Origin of the sequence: Ulvibacterium marinum, from assembly GCF_003626755.1 — a bacterium.
Lineage (GTDB): Bacteria > Bacteroidota > Bacteroidia > Flavobacteriales > Flavobacteriaceae > Ulvibacterium > Ulvibacterium marinum.
Map to the genome: position 1 here is coordinate 990087 of NZ_RBCJ01000002.1, position 18563 is coordinate 1008649.

18 protein-coding genes are annotated in these 18563 nt (G+C 40.9%); 12 read left to right on the plus strand and 6 right to left on the minus strand.

Annotation, left to right across the window (positions count from 1 at the left end; genetic code table 11):
• Positions 1–450, plus strand: coding sequence for a low molecular weight protein-tyrosine-phosphatase (locus D7Z94_RS11520; RefSeq protein WP_120711688.1), 450 nt, complete (start codon positions 1–3; stop codon positions 448–450).
• A 19-nt stretch (positions 451–469) separates the two neighbouring features.
• Positions 470–1183, plus strand: coding sequence for an SAM-dependent methyltransferase (locus D7Z94_RS11525; RefSeq protein ID WP_120711689.1), 714 nt, complete (start codon positions 470–472; stop codon positions 1181–1183).
• Between the two features lie 58 nt (positions 1184–1241).
• Here D7Z94_RS11525 and D7Z94_RS11530 read toward each other — a convergent pair whose 3' ends face one another.
• The 4 genes from D7Z94_RS11530 to dapF all read right to left on the minus strand — a co-directional run bounded on the left by D7Z94_RS11530 (position 1242) and on the right by dapF (position 4351).
• Positions 1242–1871: a hypothetical protein gene (locus tag D7Z94_RS11530; protein WP_120711690.1), complete on the minus strand. Its 630-nt coding sequence runs from the start codon at positions 1869–1871 to the stop codon at positions 1242–1244.
• Between the two features lie 145 nt (positions 1872–2016).
• Positions 2017–3060, minus strand: coding sequence for an endolytic transglycosylase MltG (gene mltG, locus D7Z94_RS11535; RefSeq protein WP_120711691.1), 1044 nt, complete (start codon positions 3058–3060; stop codon positions 2017–2019).
• Complete coding sequence (locus D7Z94_RS11540) at positions 3060–3581, minus strand: GNAT family N-acetyltransferase (RefSeq protein WP_120711692.1); 522 nt, start codon at positions 3579–3581, stop codon at positions 3060–3062. Before D7Z94_RS11540 ends, mltG begins: the two co-directional genes overlap by 1 nt.
• Positions 3575–4351, minus strand: a complete 777-nt coding sequence (dapF, locus tag D7Z94_RS11545) for a diaminopimelate epimerase (RefSeq protein WP_120711693.1) — start codon at positions 4349–4351, stop codon at positions 3575–3577. The genes D7Z94_RS11540 and dapF overlap by 7 nt, the downstream gene beginning before the upstream one ends.
• Positions 4352–4486: 135 nt before the next feature.
• Between dapF and D7Z94_RS11550 the strand changes: the two genes are divergently transcribed.
• The 9 genes from D7Z94_RS11550 (at position 4487) to D7Z94_RS11590 (ending at position 16294) form a co-directional block, all read left to right on the plus strand.
• On the plus strand, positions 4487–5887 hold the full coding sequence (locus D7Z94_RS11550; protein WP_120711694.1) for a S1C family serine protease: 1401 nt from the start codon (positions 4487–4489) through the stop codon (positions 5885–5887).
• A gap of 123 nt (positions 5888–6010) precedes the next feature.
• The gene (locus tag D7Z94_RS11555; protein WP_120712041.1) at positions 6011–7450 is read left to right on the plus strand and encodes a glyceraldehyde-3-phosphate dehydrogenase; all 1440 of its coding nucleotides are present in this window, start codon (positions 6011–6013) and stop codon (positions 7448–7450) included.
• Between the two features lie 157 nt (positions 7451–7607).
• Complete coding sequence (locus D7Z94_RS11560; RefSeq protein ID WP_120711695.1) at positions 7608–8228, plus strand: tRNA (guanine-N1)-methyltransferase; 621 nt, start codon at positions 7608–7610, stop codon at positions 8226–8228.
• Positions 8229–8280: 52 nt separating this feature from the next.
• The gene (locus D7Z94_RS11565; RefSeq protein ID WP_120711696.1) at positions 8281–8724 is read left to right on the plus strand and encodes a GNAT family N-acetyltransferase; all 444 of its coding nucleotides are present in this window, start codon (positions 8281–8283) and stop codon (positions 8722–8724) included.
• A 20-nt stretch (positions 8725–8744) separates the two neighbouring features.
• A complete protein-coding gene (trmD, locus tag D7Z94_RS11570; RefSeq protein ID WP_120711697.1) occupies positions 8745–9419 on the plus strand; it encodes a tRNA (guanosine(37)-N1)-methyltransferase TrmD in 675 nt (224 codons plus the stop codon).
• Between the two features lie 147 nt (positions 9420–9566).
• Positions 9567–9917: a 50S ribosomal protein L19 gene (rplS, locus tag D7Z94_RS11575; RefSeq protein WP_120711698.1), complete on the plus strand. Its 351-nt coding sequence runs from the start codon at positions 9567–9569 to the stop codon at positions 9915–9917.
• A gap of 713 nt (positions 9918–10630) precedes the next feature.
• On the plus strand, positions 10631–12850 hold the full coding sequence (locus D7Z94_RS11580) for an NADP-dependent isocitrate dehydrogenase (protein WP_120711699.1): 2220 nt from the start codon (positions 10631–10633) through the stop codon (positions 12848–12850).
• A 170-nt stretch (positions 12851–13020) separates the two neighbouring features.
• Positions 13021–15396 (plus strand): TonB-dependent receptor, encoded by a 2376-nt coding sequence (locus D7Z94_RS11585; RefSeq protein WP_120711700.1) that lies wholly within the window; start codon positions 13021–13023, stop codon positions 15394–15396.
• A 4-nt stretch (positions 15397–15400) separates the two neighbouring features.
• A complete protein-coding gene (locus D7Z94_RS11590; RefSeq protein WP_120711701.1) occupies positions 15401–16294 on the plus strand; it encodes a DUF4249 family protein in 894 nt (297 codons plus the stop codon).
• A 36-nt stretch (positions 16295–16330) separates the two neighbouring features.
• Here the strand turns inward: D7Z94_RS11590 and D7Z94_RS11595 are convergent, their stop codons facing one another.
• Entirely contained in the window at positions 16331–17467 is a 1137-nt protein-coding gene (locus tag D7Z94_RS11595; protein WP_120712042.1) for a glycerate kinase, read from the minus strand.
• Positions 17468–17534: 67 nt separating this feature from the next.
• Here D7Z94_RS11595 and D7Z94_RS11600 point away from each other — a divergent pair, with 67 nt between their 5' ends.
• The gene (locus D7Z94_RS11600) at positions 17535–17771 is read left to right on the plus strand and encodes a DUF6095 family protein (RefSeq protein WP_120711702.1); all 237 of its coding nucleotides are present in this window, start codon (positions 17535–17537) and stop codon (positions 17769–17771) included.
• A 30-nt stretch (positions 17772–17801) separates the two neighbouring features.
• Here D7Z94_RS11600 and D7Z94_RS11605 read toward each other — a convergent pair whose 3' ends face one another.
• Entirely contained in the window at positions 17802–18494 is a 693-nt protein-coding gene (locus tag D7Z94_RS11605; RefSeq protein ID WP_120711703.1) for a DUF4294 domain-containing protein, read from the minus strand.
• Between the last annotated feature and the right edge of the window lie 69 nt (positions 18495–18563).

The window sequence follows — 18563 nt, forward strand, 5'->3', positions numbered from 1 at the left end:
ATGGCCAAAAGGATATTAATGGTCTGTCTGGGAAATATCTGTAGGTCACCATTGGCCGAAGGTATATTACAAAGCAAAGTAGATCCCGAAAAAGTTGTTGTAGACTCCGCAGGCACGGGCAGCTATCATATAGGTAACCGGCCGGACGAACGCAGTATCGAGGTTGGCAGAAAATATGGAATAGACATTTCCCATCAGCGATGCAGACAATTTTCCTCCAAGGATTTTGATAATTTCGACATCATTTATACCATGGATCAAAGTAATTACAGAAATGTAATTTCATTGGCACGAAATAAAGAGCAGGCCCAAAAAGTAAAAATGTTGTTGGAGGAGATGGAATCCGGAATTCGGGAAGTTCCCGATCCCTATTATGGCCCCGGGGACGGTTTTGAAAAAGTGTTCCATCTTATTGACAAGGCCTGTTCCGAAATTGTCAAAAAACTATAAAACCAACCTTTAATTGCAAATGGCCAAGGCCGCAGGTAAATTGTATTTAATTCCATCCACCCTTGGGGATATTGCTCCCCTTGAGGTATTGCCCATTTCCATAAAACGAGCAGTGGAGGATATTGATCACTACGTAGTGGAGAATGAAAAATCCGCTAGACGCTTTATCAAAAAAATAAGCCCTAGAAAACATCAGTCCAATTTAAGGATACAGGTTTTGAACAAGTACACGGAACCCCAAGAGATTCCCAGTTTTCTTTTGCCTTGTCTTGATGGTTTTGATGTAGGCGTCCTCTCAGAGGCCGGATGTCCTGGAATAGCCGACCCTGGTGCAGAGGTGGTCCGAATAGCCCATGAAAAAAAAATCCAGGTTATCCCATTGGTAGGGCCATCGTCCATAGTATTGGCCATGATGGCCAGTGGTCTTAATGGTCAGAATTTTGCCTTTAACGGTTACTTGCCCATAGATGCTCCCGAGCGGAAGAAAGAGGTAAAACGGTTAGAGCGACTCTCCATTGAGAAACAGCAGTCCCAACTATTTATTGAGACTCCTTATAGAAACGATAAATTGTTCGGTGAACTTTTGAGGTCCCTTTCCATAAAAACACTTCTATGCATTGCTTCGGATATTACACTTCCTACAGAGTTTATCCTTACACAGTCCGTTAGAGATTGGAAAAACGATAGTGTGGAACTTCACAAAAGACCCACCATATTTATCATACAGGGCTAAAAAATAAGTCCGATCGTTTCCGACCGGACCCACCCATTTTCATATATAACTAATATTGTTAGATTTTTGGGTTACGTTTTGAAGCAACATAAGAAACATCATAGCCCGAGAATTTTCTAATATAGTGGGCAATATTTGTTCCGTATTCATCCGCTACATCAACTTGTCCGTAAGACCTAAGGTACTTTTTTACATTACCTGGTCCTGCCAAATGTGCTGCTGCCAACATTCCGGATTCGGTAATCTCCACTCCTCCAATTCGCTTCCCTACAAACCGCTTTATATCCCTTCTAAGAATCCATTTGTTCCTGGACATATTGGTGTAGAACACTTTTTCCTGTAGAATGGGGTCGTTCAGAAAACGTGTGGCACTGTACACTCCCATAAGTTGAAGTGTTCCAATACCAAACTGATATTTTCCCAAATATCCCAAGGTATTGGTCGTAAAGTAATCCCCTTGCGACTCTTTAAAGGCCAAGGCCTCCTTAAAGCCAATATAGGAGCTTCCCAGAAAGGGAGGCGCGACCATAGCCGCAGTAATAGCAGTTTTGTTTTTGGGGAACAAAACTTTAGTAGGTTCTTTTACTTTAAGGGTTTCCGGAACTTTCACCGTTGAGGCCTTATTCCCAAAACTCGTTAAAATAAAAAGTAAGATCAGGGGACAAAAAAAGATTATACCTCTTTTCATACCATGATTTTCTTAAGACTTACAGCCAAAACGGCTAGCTTAAATTTCACGGGACAAAGATAAATCCCATTTCGTGGTTGTTTTCCAAGACTTTGTTAAAAATATCCAATTTTAGTTAACATGTCCTAAAAATTGGATTAGTGGCCTATCGGGTAATTTTTTGCGCATTGATCCAGCGGATATATTGCACCTTATTTCGGTTGTGTTGCGCCAAAGTCTCGGCAAATTTATGATAGCCAAAATTCTCTATGTTCGCCACAAAATAATAGTAGTCGTGTTTTTCCGGATTTAAGACCGCGTTAATAGCGGAGATATCCGGCATGGTTATGGGTCCTGGAGGTAAACCCGCATATTTGTAGGTATTATATGGGGAATCTAGCTCCAAATCCTTATACAATACACGTTTAATCACCATATCAAAGTCTCCGGCGTGCTTCTTCATAGCAAAGATTACCGTGGGATCAGCTTGCAAGCGCATATTCTTGCGCAGTCTGTTCAAGTATAATCCCGCTACCTTGGGCCTTTCATCAATTTTAGCGGACTCCTTGTGCACAATGGAGGCCAAGGTTACCACTTCCTTTGGAGTAAGCCCTAATTCCTTGGCCCTTTCCAAACGTTCTTCATTCCAAAAGCGATTATATTCCTTTAACATCCGTTCACGAAATTCCACTGCGGAAGTATTCCAAAAGAACTCATAGCTATTGGGGATATACATGCTTAGGCTAGAGTCTTCATTGAATTTATTGGACTTTAAAAATTCGTTATCTCGAAAAGCACGCGCCAAAGAGACACTGTCCGCTTCAATTTGGGAAGCTACCCTACCTGCCAAATCTTCCAAAGTTTCTTGATTATTAAAGGAAACCTTTACAGGCATATTGGCACTGCGGAGGGAGTTTATGATTTCATTGTTGTTCATTCCTTTTTTAATGGCATATTTTCCTCCTTTAACATTAGCGGCATACCCCTTTCTTTTGGCAATCTGTTTAAAAGATCTCAAGTCTTTTAATAAAGGGGCTAAAGCCTCCTGTACTTCTTCAAAGGAGGCATCGGATTTTATGTATACAAAGGCTTCTTCATTGACAAAAGAGGTGTTTGGGGAGAAAATAGCGTTATATACCTTATAGGCGAATATTCCTCCTACAACGAGGCCGATCAATGCGATAGCCAATAAAATCTTTTTGATGTACATTATGTATTTATCTTTTGAAGCAAAATTTCATCCGTGTAGCGCCCATTAAAAAAAATCCAGTCTTTCTTTACTCCTACCTTTTCAAACCTCATTTTCTCAAAAAGATACAAACTCTTTTCATTATCAGGGGTTACATTGGCATACAACTGTCTTACATCCAAGACGGAAAATGCATAGTCACATAATAGCTCCAGGGTTTGACCACCCAAACCTTTGTCCCGCTCTCCTTCTACGAGAATAATCCCAATACCGGCTCTTCTATTCTTAGGATCAAAATCAAACAAATCCACTAACCCTATAACCCTATCCTCTGTATTGCATATACATAAGCGCAATTGCCTTACATCGTAGATATCGCGATGGGCGTTTTCCAAATACTGTTTTAAAACATGTTTGGAATATGGAGTTGTGGTTCCGCTGATTTCCCAAACCTCGGGATTATTTTCCAATTGGTACAAAAAATCCAAATCTTCTGGTTCCAAAGCTCGTAAATAGATATGTTTTCCCTTGAGGTTTAACATTCTATTTCCCCTTTAAAGACTTGTTTGGCAGGGCCAATAAGATAAACATCCGTGTACTTCCCGTCATTTACGTCAAAGGTCACCTTAAGTTCTCCTCCCTGAGTCTGTATGCTTGCCTCATTGTGCTGTAATCTTCCCGTGCTGTGCAAGGCCAGAGCTACAGCGGTAACTCCGGTACCACAGGATAGTGTCTCATCCTCAACCCCCCTTTCATAAGTCCTTACGGCAAATGAGCCGTTCTCTGTGGGTTCCACAAAATTGATATTGCTTCCAGGCTTACCATAAATACCATAGCGCAATCGGGCCCCTTCCTTGTACACCTGAAAATCGGACAAACCCTGAACCCATTGTACGTGGTGGGGAGATCCCGTATCCAAGAAAATAGCATTTGGCTTCTCCCTTATGTCCGATACATCCTGCATCTTCAGGCTTACGACATTCCCCTTAATACTTGCTGTATGAATACCATCTGCCGCTGTAAAACGCATTTCATCATCGATCAGGCCCAAATGTTTCGCAAAGGTTACAAAACACCTTCCACCGTTACCACATAGACTACCCTCGTTTCCATCGGCATTGTAGTACACCATTCCAAAACCGGAATCTTGATCTCCTTCCAGCAAAATAAGTCCGTCCGCGCCAATCCCAAATCTTCTATCACATAAGGAAGAAACCAAATTGGAATCCTTTTTAGGGAAAGTTTTCTGCCGATTATCAATCATCACAAAATCGTTCCCAGTTCCCTGATATTTGTAAAAAGTAAGTTTCATATCACTATTTGCAGTACAAAGATAGGACTTTATTTAAGCTAATTTTGGGAGTTAAAAAGTCGTTAAACGAATACCAATACATTTGGAATTCTGTTAATTTTATGCCGTATTTTAAAATTTTTAGAAAAATTACGTATGAAAAAAATAGGAAGTTCTTTATTGGTCGCCATTTTTGCAGGGGTAATTACCCTAGGTGCCTATAAACTCTTTTTTGAAAAGACCAGCTACGCAGTGGTTTCAGAAAATAATGAAACACCAATTTTTGCTACTAGTACGAGCTATACACCAACATCTGCCAAAGGCTCCGGTATCAACGAAGTGGATTTTACAATTGCAGCAGAAAATACGGTAAATGCCGTGGTGCACGTAAAAAACCTGACCCTGAGCAGGGAACCCAGTAGCCTATTCGACTTTTTCTACGGGTCAGGAGGGAGTCAAAAAGCACAAGTAGGTTCCGGGTCCGGAGTTATTATTACTCCAGATGGCTACATCGTTACCAATAATCATGTGATTAAAAATGCAAGTCAATTACAGATAACGTTGAATAATAACACAACATATGATGCGGAACTTATAGGTGCCGATCCCAATTCTGACATTGCCTTGCTAAAAATAGATGCGGACCGCTCCCTACCCTATTTGGCCTTTGGGGACTCCAATGATACTAAAATTGGGGAATGGGTTTTGGCCGTAGGCAACCCTTTTAACCTTACTTCCACCGTTACCGCCGGAATTGTAAGTGCAAAGGCGAGAGCTTTGGGAAAAGCCGACCAATCCTTTATTCAAACGGATGCAGCGGTAAACCCCGGGAATAGTGGTGGGGCATTGGTAAATACCAATGGAGACCTTATTGGCATAAATACAGCAATAACCTCACAGACAGGTTCTTATGTAGGGTATTCCTTTGCGGTTCCCAGCAATATTGCCAAAAAAGTAGTTGAGGATATTATGGAATATGGCAATGTTCAAAAAGGTCTGTTGGGGATTACCCCAATCCGCCTAAATACCCCTTACGCCGCTGAGAAAGGCATAAAAAATATCGATGGTGTTTATATTGATGGAATTGAGAAAGGAATGGGGGCCGATGAAGCAGGTTTGCAGCGCGGGGATATCGTAAAACAAATCGATAATATTCAAGTACATAAATTACCCGATTTAACCGGATACGTTTCTACCAAAAGACCTGGGGACAAGGTAGAGGTAATCGTTGATCGTGATGGGGAAACCCTACAAGTTGAGGTCTTACTCAAGGAAAGACAGACCTTGGTGGTTCCGGTTATGGGATTTGTAGTAAAAAACCTTACCGATCAAGATAAAAAACGGTTTAGGACAAAAAAAGGCGTAAAAATTGTCGGGGTCCCTGAAACCTACCGAGGATATGGATTGTACGGTAAGATATTACTTGCCGTGGATGGCGAGGAAATTAATGATATACAAGAAGCCCGAACCCTATTTGGAGGCATTAGTAGATATGGTAAAACAAGTATTACCATGCTAAACGAGGATGGGGAAAGGGAACGCCTCATCTTTCAATAAAATAGCATCGATTAAAAAACGCCCTTTAAAGGGCGTTTTTTAATTGCATTTTCTACGCATTACAACCTTGAAAATCAGTATTTTTGCAGGGTACATACATCAAATATGTTCAAAACTCCCCCAATGGAACATACGAAATCTTACGAAAAAGAATTGGCATTTCAAGCTGATAGAAGAAAGGCCACCACCGAGTTCATTAAGATAATAAGTGATTTGTGGTATGATAAGGCCATTGAGGTGGTTTTGTTCCAAAATCAAACTATCGATAAAAAAGTAAGTGACATCATTCACTTGCACGAGTATGCCGGTGAATTTGTACAAAAACCAATTTCGATTTTTGATTCTTTAGAGATCCTAAGGGCCATAAATGATTTAAAATTACCCCCGTCCAAGTTGGATATAGGGAAACTTACTTATGAGTACCATTCGGACGAAAATAACTTCCAGGACGTAAAGTCTTTCGTTATAGACAAATTGAAGGGAGCAGGGAAAGGTAAGCGCCAGCAGCCTAAAAATGTTGTTCTCTATGGTTTTGGAAGAATCGGAAGGCTACTGGTACGAGAGCTTATGGCAAAGACCGGAAAAGGTGACCAGTTGCAATTGAAAGCCATTGTTATAGGCGAAGAGCTAAATGCCGGGACATTGATGAAAAATGCCGATCTGCTATGTATGGATTCCGTATATGGAAGGTTTATGGGTACGGTGGACATTGATCCGGAAAATAATCTGCTGATAATAAATGGAACGCCGGTATATTTTATCCAAGCAGAAAAACCGGAAGATGTAGACTATACAAAATATGGGATCTCCAATGCTTTGCTCATAGACAATACGGCTTCGTTCCGCTGCCAACGTGAACTCAGCAGACACTTGAAATCCAAAGGAGTGAATAGAGTTTTGCTCGCTGCCCCGGGTAAGGAAGTACCAAACATAGTATACGGGGTCAATCACCATGATTACGACCCGAATAATACCAACATGTATTCTGCAACTTCCAGCACCACAAACGCCATTACACCTATTCTTAAGGTTTTGGAGGACTCGTTAGGTATTAAAAAAGGGCATTTGGAATTCATCCATACCTGTACCGATGACAGCGATAATACACCAGAAAAGTATAATCGCAGAGGAATCGGGGCACGGCATATGGTCATTGCAGAAACGAGTGCAGAGTTAGCTGCGGCAAAGGTTCTACCCTCTTTAAAAGGTAAACTTACCTCTAATGCCATACAGGTGCCGGCCCCAAATGGTTCCTTGGCCATTTTAAATCTAGAGGTAAAAAACAGGACTTCCTTGGACGGTATAAATACCATAGTAAAGAAATATGCACTCGAAGGCGATTTGGTAGAACAAATTAAATATTCCCTCAATAAACAAATGGTGTGCTCGGATATCGCAGAAACTTCAGCCCCTGCTGTTTACGACAGTAGTGCGACCATAGTTTCGGGAAATGGGAAGAACATCGTGTTGTATATCTGGTATGACAATGCGTATGGTTATACACACCAGATTATACGACTGGCCAAGTACATTGCCAAGGTAAAAAGGTATACCTATTACTAATCAGGATTACACTAGAAGTGCAAACATCTTGATTGAGCTGGGGAAATTCTGTACAAACCCTACCTAATCATCAAATTTTTTTCTTAATTAATAATATTGGGTTACTTTAGTCCCACTCTAAATCATTAATTTAACATTACTTAAGAATTACTTAAAAATGAAAAGTTTTAAGATACTGTTTACCATCATGGTCTTATTTGCATTTCACCTACAATTTGCACAGGATCAAGGCACTCAACCGGAATTGTCCTTGGACAAAGGTCCGATAGACAATCAATTCGAATTTATATATAAAAAATCAGGAAATTACCGTGCTGATGGCAAACGGTATGAAGTGGTTCGCGTTATCTCCTTGGACAAGCTCCGCAAAAATGTTCTAGATACCTTGGACTCCTACAACAAAAGGGCCAATGAACTTAGGGCCACAATCTCTGGACATGAGACGACCATAGCATCCTTGAACAAAAAATTGGATGAAACTACCAACAGCCTTACCACCGTTACGGGAGAAAAGGACAGCATGTCGTTTTTGGGAATTCAAGTTTCCAAGGGAACCTATAATTTCATCTTATGGACGGTCATACTCGGTCTTTTGCTTTTGCTGTTGTTGTTTATCTATAGATTCCGGAAAAGTAATATTCTGACCCAAGAGGCCAAACAAAACCTTTCTGAATTGGAGACGGAGTACGAAGATCACAGAAGAAGGGCCTTGGAGCGCGAACAGAGGATTAGCAGGCAATTACAGGACGAAATCAACAAATACAAAAAATCCAAATAAGGCACTACTTTGGTATTTTCAATGCCCGGTCGGGGCTTATTCGAAAAATTAAATGCTTTCCATAGTTAAGGCCGATAAGACCCATATACCCCTAATCGTTCCTTTATTCGATGGTTATCGGGTGTTTTATGGTAAGCAGTCCGACTTAACCGCTGCCCGGAAATTTCTAGAAGAGCGGTTCGATCGTAACGAATCGGTACTATTTCTTGCATTGTATCAGGAAAAACCTGTTGGCTTCACCCAATTGTATACTACATTTTCCTCTGCTTCCCTACAGCCCGTTTTTATTCTCAACGATCTGTTTGTAAGCAAGTCGTTTAGAAAGATGGGAATCGGTGAGGCCCTTTTGCAAAGGGCAAAAGAGCACTGTTTGAAATTGGGTTATAAAGGGCTGGCCTTGGAAACGGAAACGGACAATCCCGCTCAAAAGTTATACGAACGATTGGGCTGGACAAAGGATTCGCGTTGGTTTCATTACTTTTGGACTCCGGAATAGATCCATAAAATTAATTCCCAATGCGTATCGATATCATTACCGTCCTACCAGAACTACTTCGTAGTCCTTTTGAGGCCTCCATCTTAAAAAGGGCCATAGAGAAAGGACTGGTAGAGGTGCATTTTCATAATCTAAGGGACTACACGGACCATAGTTACAACCAAGTGGATGACTACCAATTTGGTGGAGGTGCGGGAATGGTACTCATGATCGAACCTATAGACCGATGTATCTCTGCCCTTAAGTCGGGTCGCGAATATGATGAGGTCATCTACATGACGCCCGATGGTAAAACATTGAATCAAAAAATGGCCAACGGACTATCCCTACTAAAGAATGTTATCGTGCTATGTGGTCACTATAAGGGAGTTGATCAAAGGGTAAGGGATACCATGATCACCAAGGAGATTTCCATAGGAGATTATGTATTATCCGGTGGTGAGTTGGGAGCCGCTGTTCTATGTGATGCCATCATCCGATTGATTCCCGGTGTACTCAACAACGAAACTTCGGCCCTGACGGATACCTTTCAGGACAATCTTCTAGCTCCACCGGTGTATACCAGACCATCCGACTATAAAGGGATGAAGGTCCCTGAAGTTCTCTTAAGTGGTAACTTTCCAAAAATTGAGCGTTGGCGGGAAGAAGAGGCCTTAAAGAGAACGGAAAATCTTAGACCGGACCTCTTGGAATAGTATAGCATTAGGTTGCGGACCCCTATTAAAATTTATAAGGAATAGCTTGTAGTTTCTAATTTATAAACTATTTTTGCACACTGTTAAATTAACCTCTGACGAAAATCGTGAATGTTGATTTAAAAATTACAATAAAGATAAGAGACCATGGAATCACTATTAAAATTTGTTGAAAACGAGTTTGTTCCTAAAAATGAATTTCCGGAATTTTCCGCAGGAGATACCATTACGGTGTACTATGAAATAAAAGAAGGTGAAAAGACACGTACCCAGTTTTTTAGGGGAGTTGTAATACAGCGAAGAGGTTCTGGTACAACAGAGACCTTTACCATTCGCAAAATGTCCGGTACAGTCGGTGTAGAGCGAATATTTCCAATTCACATGCCCGCCCTACAAAAGATTGAAATAAACAAAAAAGGCAAGGTACGCCGAGCACGAATCTTTTATTTCAGAGGCCTAACCGGTAAAAAAGCAAGGATAAAGGAAGTTCGGTCATAGAATTTTTGAGAAATTATAAAATAAAGCCCTATCCATGTATGAATGGATAGGGTTTTTTGTTTATGAACAATTGTTAATAATAATAGTTCATATCATGTTGATTTTTAATTTCTTACAAATTTTTGCGATTACGGATATTTGTGGTATATTTAAGTGTGAGTTAAATGAAATGTTTGGAGAAATATGAGTTTAATTCACTATAAAGTTTACGTTCTTTATATTGTTGTTTAGCTGTATTGGAATTTTGAGTTGCAATGTAAATTGCTTCCAGTTTTTTAAATAGGTGAGCATAATAGCCGAGGGCTGTCGTTCTTGGTAGATTTATGTGGATGTTCTTTACGTTAAATGCAAAGTCTCGGCTCTGTATTTAAGATAAGTCCATTAAAATAGCAAGAAGAAACATGGAGTAGTTGCTTGGTTTGATAATTAAGAACAAAAGATGTTTCAAACGTTTGAGCAGTGATGTAAATGCAGTCAATGGCTGCGGTTTTGTTGTAAATACAAAACACAAGGTTTACTAGCTGTTTCTAGAAAGCCATGTCAATGTATCCGTACAATGATATGGCTTTTGTTCTTTGTTATAAATCCTGCCCTACCCCATGTATATCTCTCGACCTATGTTTCAATTGCCCATGGATAAATCAAATTTTGCTGCCCGCTAGGCATGTTTAAAATTGTATATTTGCTCCGCTTAATACAAAACGAGAGTTTAAATGCCAAAAATTTTATATACCCAAACTGATGAGGCTCCGGCCTTGGCCACCCAATCCTTTCTTCCCATAGTAAAAGCGTATGTTAAAACATCCGGAATAACCATTGAGACCAAGGATATTTCCTTAGCAGGAAGGATTATTGCGAAGTTTCCGGATTTTTTAAGTCCGGATTTACAACTACCCGATAATCTGCAAGAACTCGGAAATTGGGCCAAAAATCCAGAAGCCAATATTATTAAACTGCCCAACATCAGTGCATCTATTCCACAACTAAAGGAGGCTATTGAAGAGCTTCAAGGTAAGGGATATTCCCTGCCGGATTACCCTGACGAACCCAAAAACGAAAGGGAAAAAGAAATTAAATCCCGCTATGATGGAATTAAGGGTAGTGCGGTAAATCCAGTATTGCGTGAAGGAAATTCGGACCGCAGGGCACCAAGAGCCGTTAAGAATTATGCCAAGAAGAATCCTCATCCCATGGGAGATTGGAGCCCGGATTCCAATACCCATGTAGCTACAATGAACCAAGGAGACTTCAAGTCCAATGAAAAATCCTTGACCTTGGCCCGCGCTACGGATGTGAAGATAGAATTGCTGAAAAACGACGGTTCATCCATTGCGCTAAAAGATAAGATTTCACTCCTGGAAAAGGAAATTATCGACGCCACGGTAATGCGTAAAAAAGCCTTGGTTGCATTTTTAGAAGAACAGGTAAGGGATGCCAAGGAGAAGGGTGTATTGTTTTCCCTTCACATGAAAGCCACAATGATGAAAGTTTCAGATCCTATTATCTTCGGCCATGCGATGAAGGTTTTCTTTGCGGAAGTATTTGAAAAACACGGAGGTACATTTGAAACCATTGGCGTGAGTGCCAACGATGGACTGGAAAATCTCCTCAACAAATTAAAGGACCTTCCTCAAGATCAAAGGACAGAAATTGAATCCGATATTGAGAAGACCATTGCCGAGGGACCGGATTTGGCCATGGTAAATTCCGATAAGGGAATTACCAATCTTCATGTACCTAGCGATATCATTATTGATGCCTCAATGCCCGCAATGATTCGTAATTCCGGGCAAATGTGGGACTCAGAGGGCAAATCAAAAGATACAAAGGCTGTTATACCGGACAGCAGTTATGCTGGAGTTTATGAGGCCACCATAGAGTTTTGTAAAGAAAATGGTGCTTTTAATCCCAGAACCATGGGCACTGTTCCAAATGTTGGGCTAATGGCCCAAAAGGCCGAAGAATATGGGTCCCATGACAAAACCTTTGAAATTCCATCCGATGGTATCGTAAAGGTAATCGACCTAAATTCAAATGAAACATTGCTTCAGCATACCGTTGAAAAGGGTGATATATGGCGTATGTGCCAGGTAAAGGACGCTCCTATACAAGATTGGGTGAAATTAGCCGTGTCACGTGCCAAGGCTACCCAAAACCCAACTGTATTTTGGTTGGACAAAGATCGGGCCCACGATGTCGAATTGATCAAGAAAGTGAATGAATACCTTCCACTTCACGATACCACAGGGTTGGACATAAGAATCCTATCCCCGATCGAGGCCACAAAATTTACCTTACAACGTTTAAAGGAAGGCGAAGACACTATTTCGGTCTCGGGAAATGTATTACGGGACTACCTTACCGATCTTTTCCCAATATTGGAAGTAGGAACCAGTGCCAAGATGTTGTCCATAGTACCTCTAATGAATGGAGGAGGTCTTTTTGAGACCGGTGCTGGAGGATCTGCACCCAAACATGTTGAACAATTTTTGGAAGAAGGTCATCTGCGATGGGATTCTCTGGGAGAATTTCTTGCCCTTGGCGTTTCCCTGGATTTCTTTGGAGAAAAGAACAATAATGAAAAGGCCCGCATACTTGGGGACGCTTTGGACACAGCTACCGAAGTATTCCTTGAAAATAACAAGGCACCCTCCAGGAAGGTTAATGAACGTGATACGCGAGGAAGCCATTTTAAACTTGCCATGTATTGGGCACGGGCATTGGCCGATCAAGACAGGGATCAGGAGTTAAAGGCCATCTTTATGACCATTGCAAAGGAAATGGAGGGAAATGAGCTCAAGATTAAAAACGAGTTATTGGCGGCCCAAGGAAGTCCGCAGGATATTGGTGGTTACTACAAACCCGATTATAAAAAGGTTTCCGATGTTATGCGGCCAAGCAACACATTGAACCAGATCCTTTCTACAATTTAGGAAATATGTCAATATTGTGTATCCAAAGGTGTTGGGCTCCTAAATTGGTCCTTTAAAGAAATGTTAACATTCTTTCGGATAGAACAAGACTGGTAGATTTTTCGTCTAAAGAAATGTTAACATTTTCCCGATCGGTTTTTTTCTCTTTACTTTTAGAAAAAATTGCCTGAATGAATCGACTTTCGAGAACGCTTTTGTTTGTTCTTTTCTGTTTTTCCTTTTTTACCTATGCACAACAAAAATTCACCTTAAGCGGTACCATCTCGGAAGCGTCCAGTAATGAGACTCTAATCGGGGTAACCATAGTGGTTCCTGAACTGGGAACGGGCGTTACTACCAATGAATACGGTTTCTATTCCATCACCCTTCCCGAAGGTGAATACGATGTCTTGGTGAGTTATTTGGGCTTTCAGGATATCGTTACAAAGATCTCATTGTCCGAAAACCAAAAATTCAATTTCCAAATGGTAGAGGAAATGGAGCAACTGGAAGAGGTGGTTGTTACCGAAAATGCCGAAAAACTGGATATAAAAAAACCACAGATGAGCGTAAACACCTTATCTGTTGGAACCATTAAAAAAATCCCTGTAATCCTTGGGGAGGCCGATGTAATTAAATCCATTCTTCTGCTCCCAGGAGTAACCAATGCCGGTGAAGGGGCATCTGGCTTTAATGTCCGGGGCGGAGCAGTAGATCAGAATCTAATATTATTGGACGAAGCGATTATATTTAACTCCTCCCATCTTTTTGGTTTTTTCTCAGTATTCAATCCAGATGCCATTAAGGATATTAAGCTGTATAAAGGAGGGATTCCTGCCAGATATGGTGGCAGGGTTTCTTCGGTACTGGACATCTTTCAAAAAGAGGGGAATAGCAAAGAACTTAAAATAAATGGAGGTATAGGGGCCGTGGCCAGCCGTCTGCTTGTAGAGGCCCCAATAATAAAGGACAAGGCCGCATTTCTCATAGGTGGCAGGGCCTCCTATGCACATCTTTTTCTGCCATTATTTGATATTGACAATACGGCCTATTTCTATGATTTGAACACCAAGATCAATTTTAAGCTTAATGATAGGAACAACTTGTATCTATCGGGCTATTTTGGTAGGGATGTTTTTGGGATCAGTGATAATTTTGTAAATACCTATGGTAATTCAGTGGGTAATTTAAGGTGGAACCATTTATTCTCGGACAAACTCTTCTCCAACCTATCGCTTATCTATTCCGATTACTATTACGGTCTAAAGCTTGATTTTGTAGGCTTTAATTGGAATTCGGGTATTCAGAATTTCAATATCAAATACGATCTTAAACATTATATCAGCGATAAATTGCAGATCAATTATGGGGTTAACAATATCTACTATAGCTTTAATCCTGGCAAAATAGAGCCTAGTAATACAAATTCAGGAATTGTAGAAGATCAATTGACGGAAAAGTATGCCAACGAATTTGCGGCCTATATAGACTTTGAACATCAGATAACCGAAAACCTTAGCCTTGGTTATGGGTTTCGGTTTAGCAATTTTATTCGCCTGGGACAGGATGAACTATTAGTTTATGAGGATGATAATCCCGTGTTTTTCAATCCTCTATCATTAATCTATCAAGAAGCTATTCCGATAGATGTCACTAATCCCGGAAGAAGCAGTAGTTTAGCCACTTTTAACAATTTTGAGCCTCGTTTTTCACTGGCCTATACCTTAAACCCAAACAGCTCTATAAAGGCAAGCTATACACGTTTGGCACAATATCTACATCTGCTCTCCAATACTAGCTCCCCTACCCCATTGGATGTCTGGACCCCAAGCGGACCTTTTGTAAAACCACAATTGTTGGATCAATATGCCCTAGGCTTTTTTAGGAATATAAACGGAGGGGAATACGCACTGGAGGTGGAAGGTTTTTACAAGGACATACAGAATCGTATAGATTATATAGATGGTGCCAATCTTATTGCCAACGATGCCATAGAACAAGTAATCCTGAACGGGACGGCCCGGGCGTATGGTCTTGAGTTCCTGTTGCGAAAGAATGAAGGCGATTTTCAGGGCTGGCTGGCCTATACCCTTTCCAAATCGGAGCAGCGTACCCCAGGGCGAACACCGGAGGAAACAGGTATCAACAATGGGGATTGGTACAGAACTCCCTTTGATAAGACGCATGATGTATCCTTTTTTGGAAGTTATAAATTGAATGAAAAGTGGAGTTTCAATACCAATTTTGTCTATCAAACGGGTCAACCTACCAACTATCCCATAGGTCAGTTTGAATTTCAAGGGCTCACCGTCCCTTTTTACGGTCCTCGGAATGCAGAACGTCTGCCCGCTTATAATCGATTGGACCTTTCGGCCACACTTACCCCTCGTAAAAACAAGAGCAGAAAGGTTAAGGGCGAATGGGTCTTTAGCATTTACAACGTTTACAATAGAAGAAACGCCGCATCCATAAATTTCCAAAGAAACGTGGATACAGGCGTTAATGAAGCCATACGTACCTCCATATTTGGTGTGGTACCCGCGGTTACCTATAATTTTAAATTTTAAGACCATGAAAAAAATTGGGTTCCTTTGGTTGGTATTCTTAGTTTTGGTCGGGTGTGAGGATGTCGTAGAAGTGGATCTTCCAGAAGTTGATTCGCGTCTTTTTGTGGATGCCTTTATACGAGTAGACGAAAATAATCCAATTACACGAATCCGTGTTAATGCCGGACTGACCAGTTCTTTCTTTGATGATATTCCACCTGCGGACCTGCAGGACATTACTATAATAAATCTTGATCGACCTAGCGGCTCGGGTATTCCAAGTTTTGTTACTCTTACCCAGACAAGTCCAGGAGTATACGAAGCGCAAGAGGGTACTTCATTTTTTACTTCAGGGCGATTGCTACTCTCCATAACCCATGAGGGTCAAAGCTATGCAGCACTTACGAATTACATTCCGGCCGTTCCCATTGAGCAAGTTTCCCAAGGTGATCAAACTCTTTTTAGCGGGGATGAAACCGAAATAATAATCTCTTTTGTAGATGCACCGGATAGGGAGGATTATTATTTGTTCGATCTAGATTTTAACGAATACCTGGTCACGGAGGACCTTTTTTATCCGGGCCAACGATTCGAGTTCTCCTACTTTTATGATGATGGTCTGGATGAAGGGCAAGAATTACAAATAAGTCTAATGGGGGTGGATATCGGGTTTTACAATTATATGAATCAACTCATTGTGCAAAGCGGTGGGGACCAAGGTCCTTTTCAGACGCCGACCGCTACAGTTCGTGGTAACATTATTAATGTTACTGGCGTGAATATTGATGATATTGATTTTGAGAATATCAATTCCTTGGAAGACTTGGAAGGTATAGATCCGGAGAATGTCAGAGAGGGATTTCCTCTAGGCTATTTTGCCGTAAGCCAAACTTATAGCTCATCAATAATCATTGAGTAAACATTAAGGTTTTCTCTATTTTTAATTCCAATTTTCTTAAGTCTCGGTCAAGTTTTCAAAAAAAGTAAGAACGGCTTTTTCCGTTAATGCTGCCGCATTTTCCATATTATATTCTAAAGGCTTGGACGCATCACTAATTTCTAAAACCTCGGTTATATGTAATGAGGCAAGTTTTTCGGTAGCGACCTCTGATTGTCCGCAGACCACTATCACTGGAACCCCATGGTTTTTTCCTAAATCCACGACCCCGTTAATTAATTTTCCATGTAAGGTTTGATTATCGAATTTTCCCTCACCTGTAATTATGTAGTCTATTTTTTTCGTTTGGAGCAGTTCTTCCACATGCGCCAGATTCAACATAAAGTCAATTCCGGAGACAAATTCGGCATTTAGAAAAGCTTGTAGCCCATAGGCGGTTCCACCAGCCGCCCCTGCTCCTGGGCTCTGTGCCACATTCTTGCCCAAATTGCCCTGAACTATGCCATCCAGATTACGTAATCCCTCATCCAATGCATCGATTTCCGAATCATTGGCTCCTTTTTGTCTTGCATAAATATGCGCGGCTCCCTTTGCTCCAAACAGCGGGTTGTCCACATCGTTTACGGCATAAAAGGAAATATTATTTAGGTCTTGGACTACTTCCTTTTTCTTAATAGCCCTTATTTTGGATAGGTTTTCCCCATTGGAATCTAAATCGTTCTCTAAACCATCCAAAAACTGATAACCCAATGCCAGGGCTATTCCAGTGCCCCCATCATTGGTAGCACTACCGCCCAGACCTACGTAAATGGAAGTAGCGCCTTTTGAAATGGCATCCCTTATTTGAAGCCCGGTGCCATAAGTAGAGGTTTTCATTACACTGAGCTCGTGAACCTGTAAGAGTTCCAAACCGGAAGATTTGGCCAATTCAATATAGGCAACATGATCTGCACGGTTTAAAAGATAGTCGGCCCTTATTCTCCTACCGAGTGGGTCAACTGTATCCGTGGTAACCACCTCGCAATCCAAGTTTTCGGCTACGGCATTTAGAAAGCCATCGCCACCATCCGATGACATAACAGAATGCAAATTAGCATTTGGCATTACTTTTTGAATCCCATTTGAAATTGCCGAAATCACCTCACTTGCCGCAAGGGAGCCTTTAAATTTATCCGGAATAATGAGTATGTTCATAATAGTCTTTCGAACATCTAAATATAGGCCATATTCCTTACATTTGGTTATTGATTTATCGTCAACGATGGGAACCAACAAAAATTTGCTGATTAAAGGAGTTAAGTCTCTTTTCTATACCATTATCCTGATGTTCACGGCTCCTGTGGTGCTATTTCAGGCCTTTAAAAATCAGGAACACCCTTGGTTTTGGCCCGTGTTGATTTTAGGTCTCATCCTTGCTATAGTGGCCGTTTCTTTAGGATTCTACAGCATTAAACTATTTGTTGATGCCTTATTCAACAAAAAGGTTCAGGATAATTAGTAGTCTAGCAGTTGTAGTGCCCTAAAAAATTTAATCTTTCTTTTGCTTATCCACCACATTGTTCCACTTGTTATTTAGCGCAGCGTAGTCGTAATCCAAAACCGATTCTTGTCGTTCCAATCGGTATGAAGCAAAGGCACGTTGTAAAATATCTTCGATCAAATAATCTTCATGTACCAAATCCGGGTGGAATTCCTCCTTAATACTGATCTTGAATAATTTAGCCGTGGTTTGATACCAAAAAGCACGCCACCCACTTCGGAGTTGTTTTACCAGGTCAAAAGCCGTCTTTCCGGTTTGGCGATAGATTAGTTTTACCAGGATTTGCCCTTCTGTTCGTGTGAGCTTTTTGAGCTCTTCAGAAAATTCCCCTTCAATATATTTTTGGACTTTCTTCGTGTATTTTTTTCGTTTCCTCTTTTTTTTGATTTTTGAAAGACTATCATTCAACTCTACCAGACGTTCCGCCGCCAATTTAGCATAAGGGTAAACTTTAAGCGTTTTACGCCTAAGTATGTAGTAGCGGAGTTTTTCCTTATAGGAACCAAATTCGAGTTTACTGAATACATAAACCTCATCCAAGGCTATAGAGCTCTGCAAAAGGGAATCGCCTTCTACAATAATCAACTTTTCAGCAACCGAATCCAAGGCCTTCTCTTTTATTTGTGCGTTCGCAGAAATAAAAACCAAGGAAAACAGGATCCATACAATTCTTTCTCTCATAAATTCAGTTCGGCAATAGCCTCGGCAAAATTAACGATAAATAATCGCGCGTATTATTAATTAAAAGTG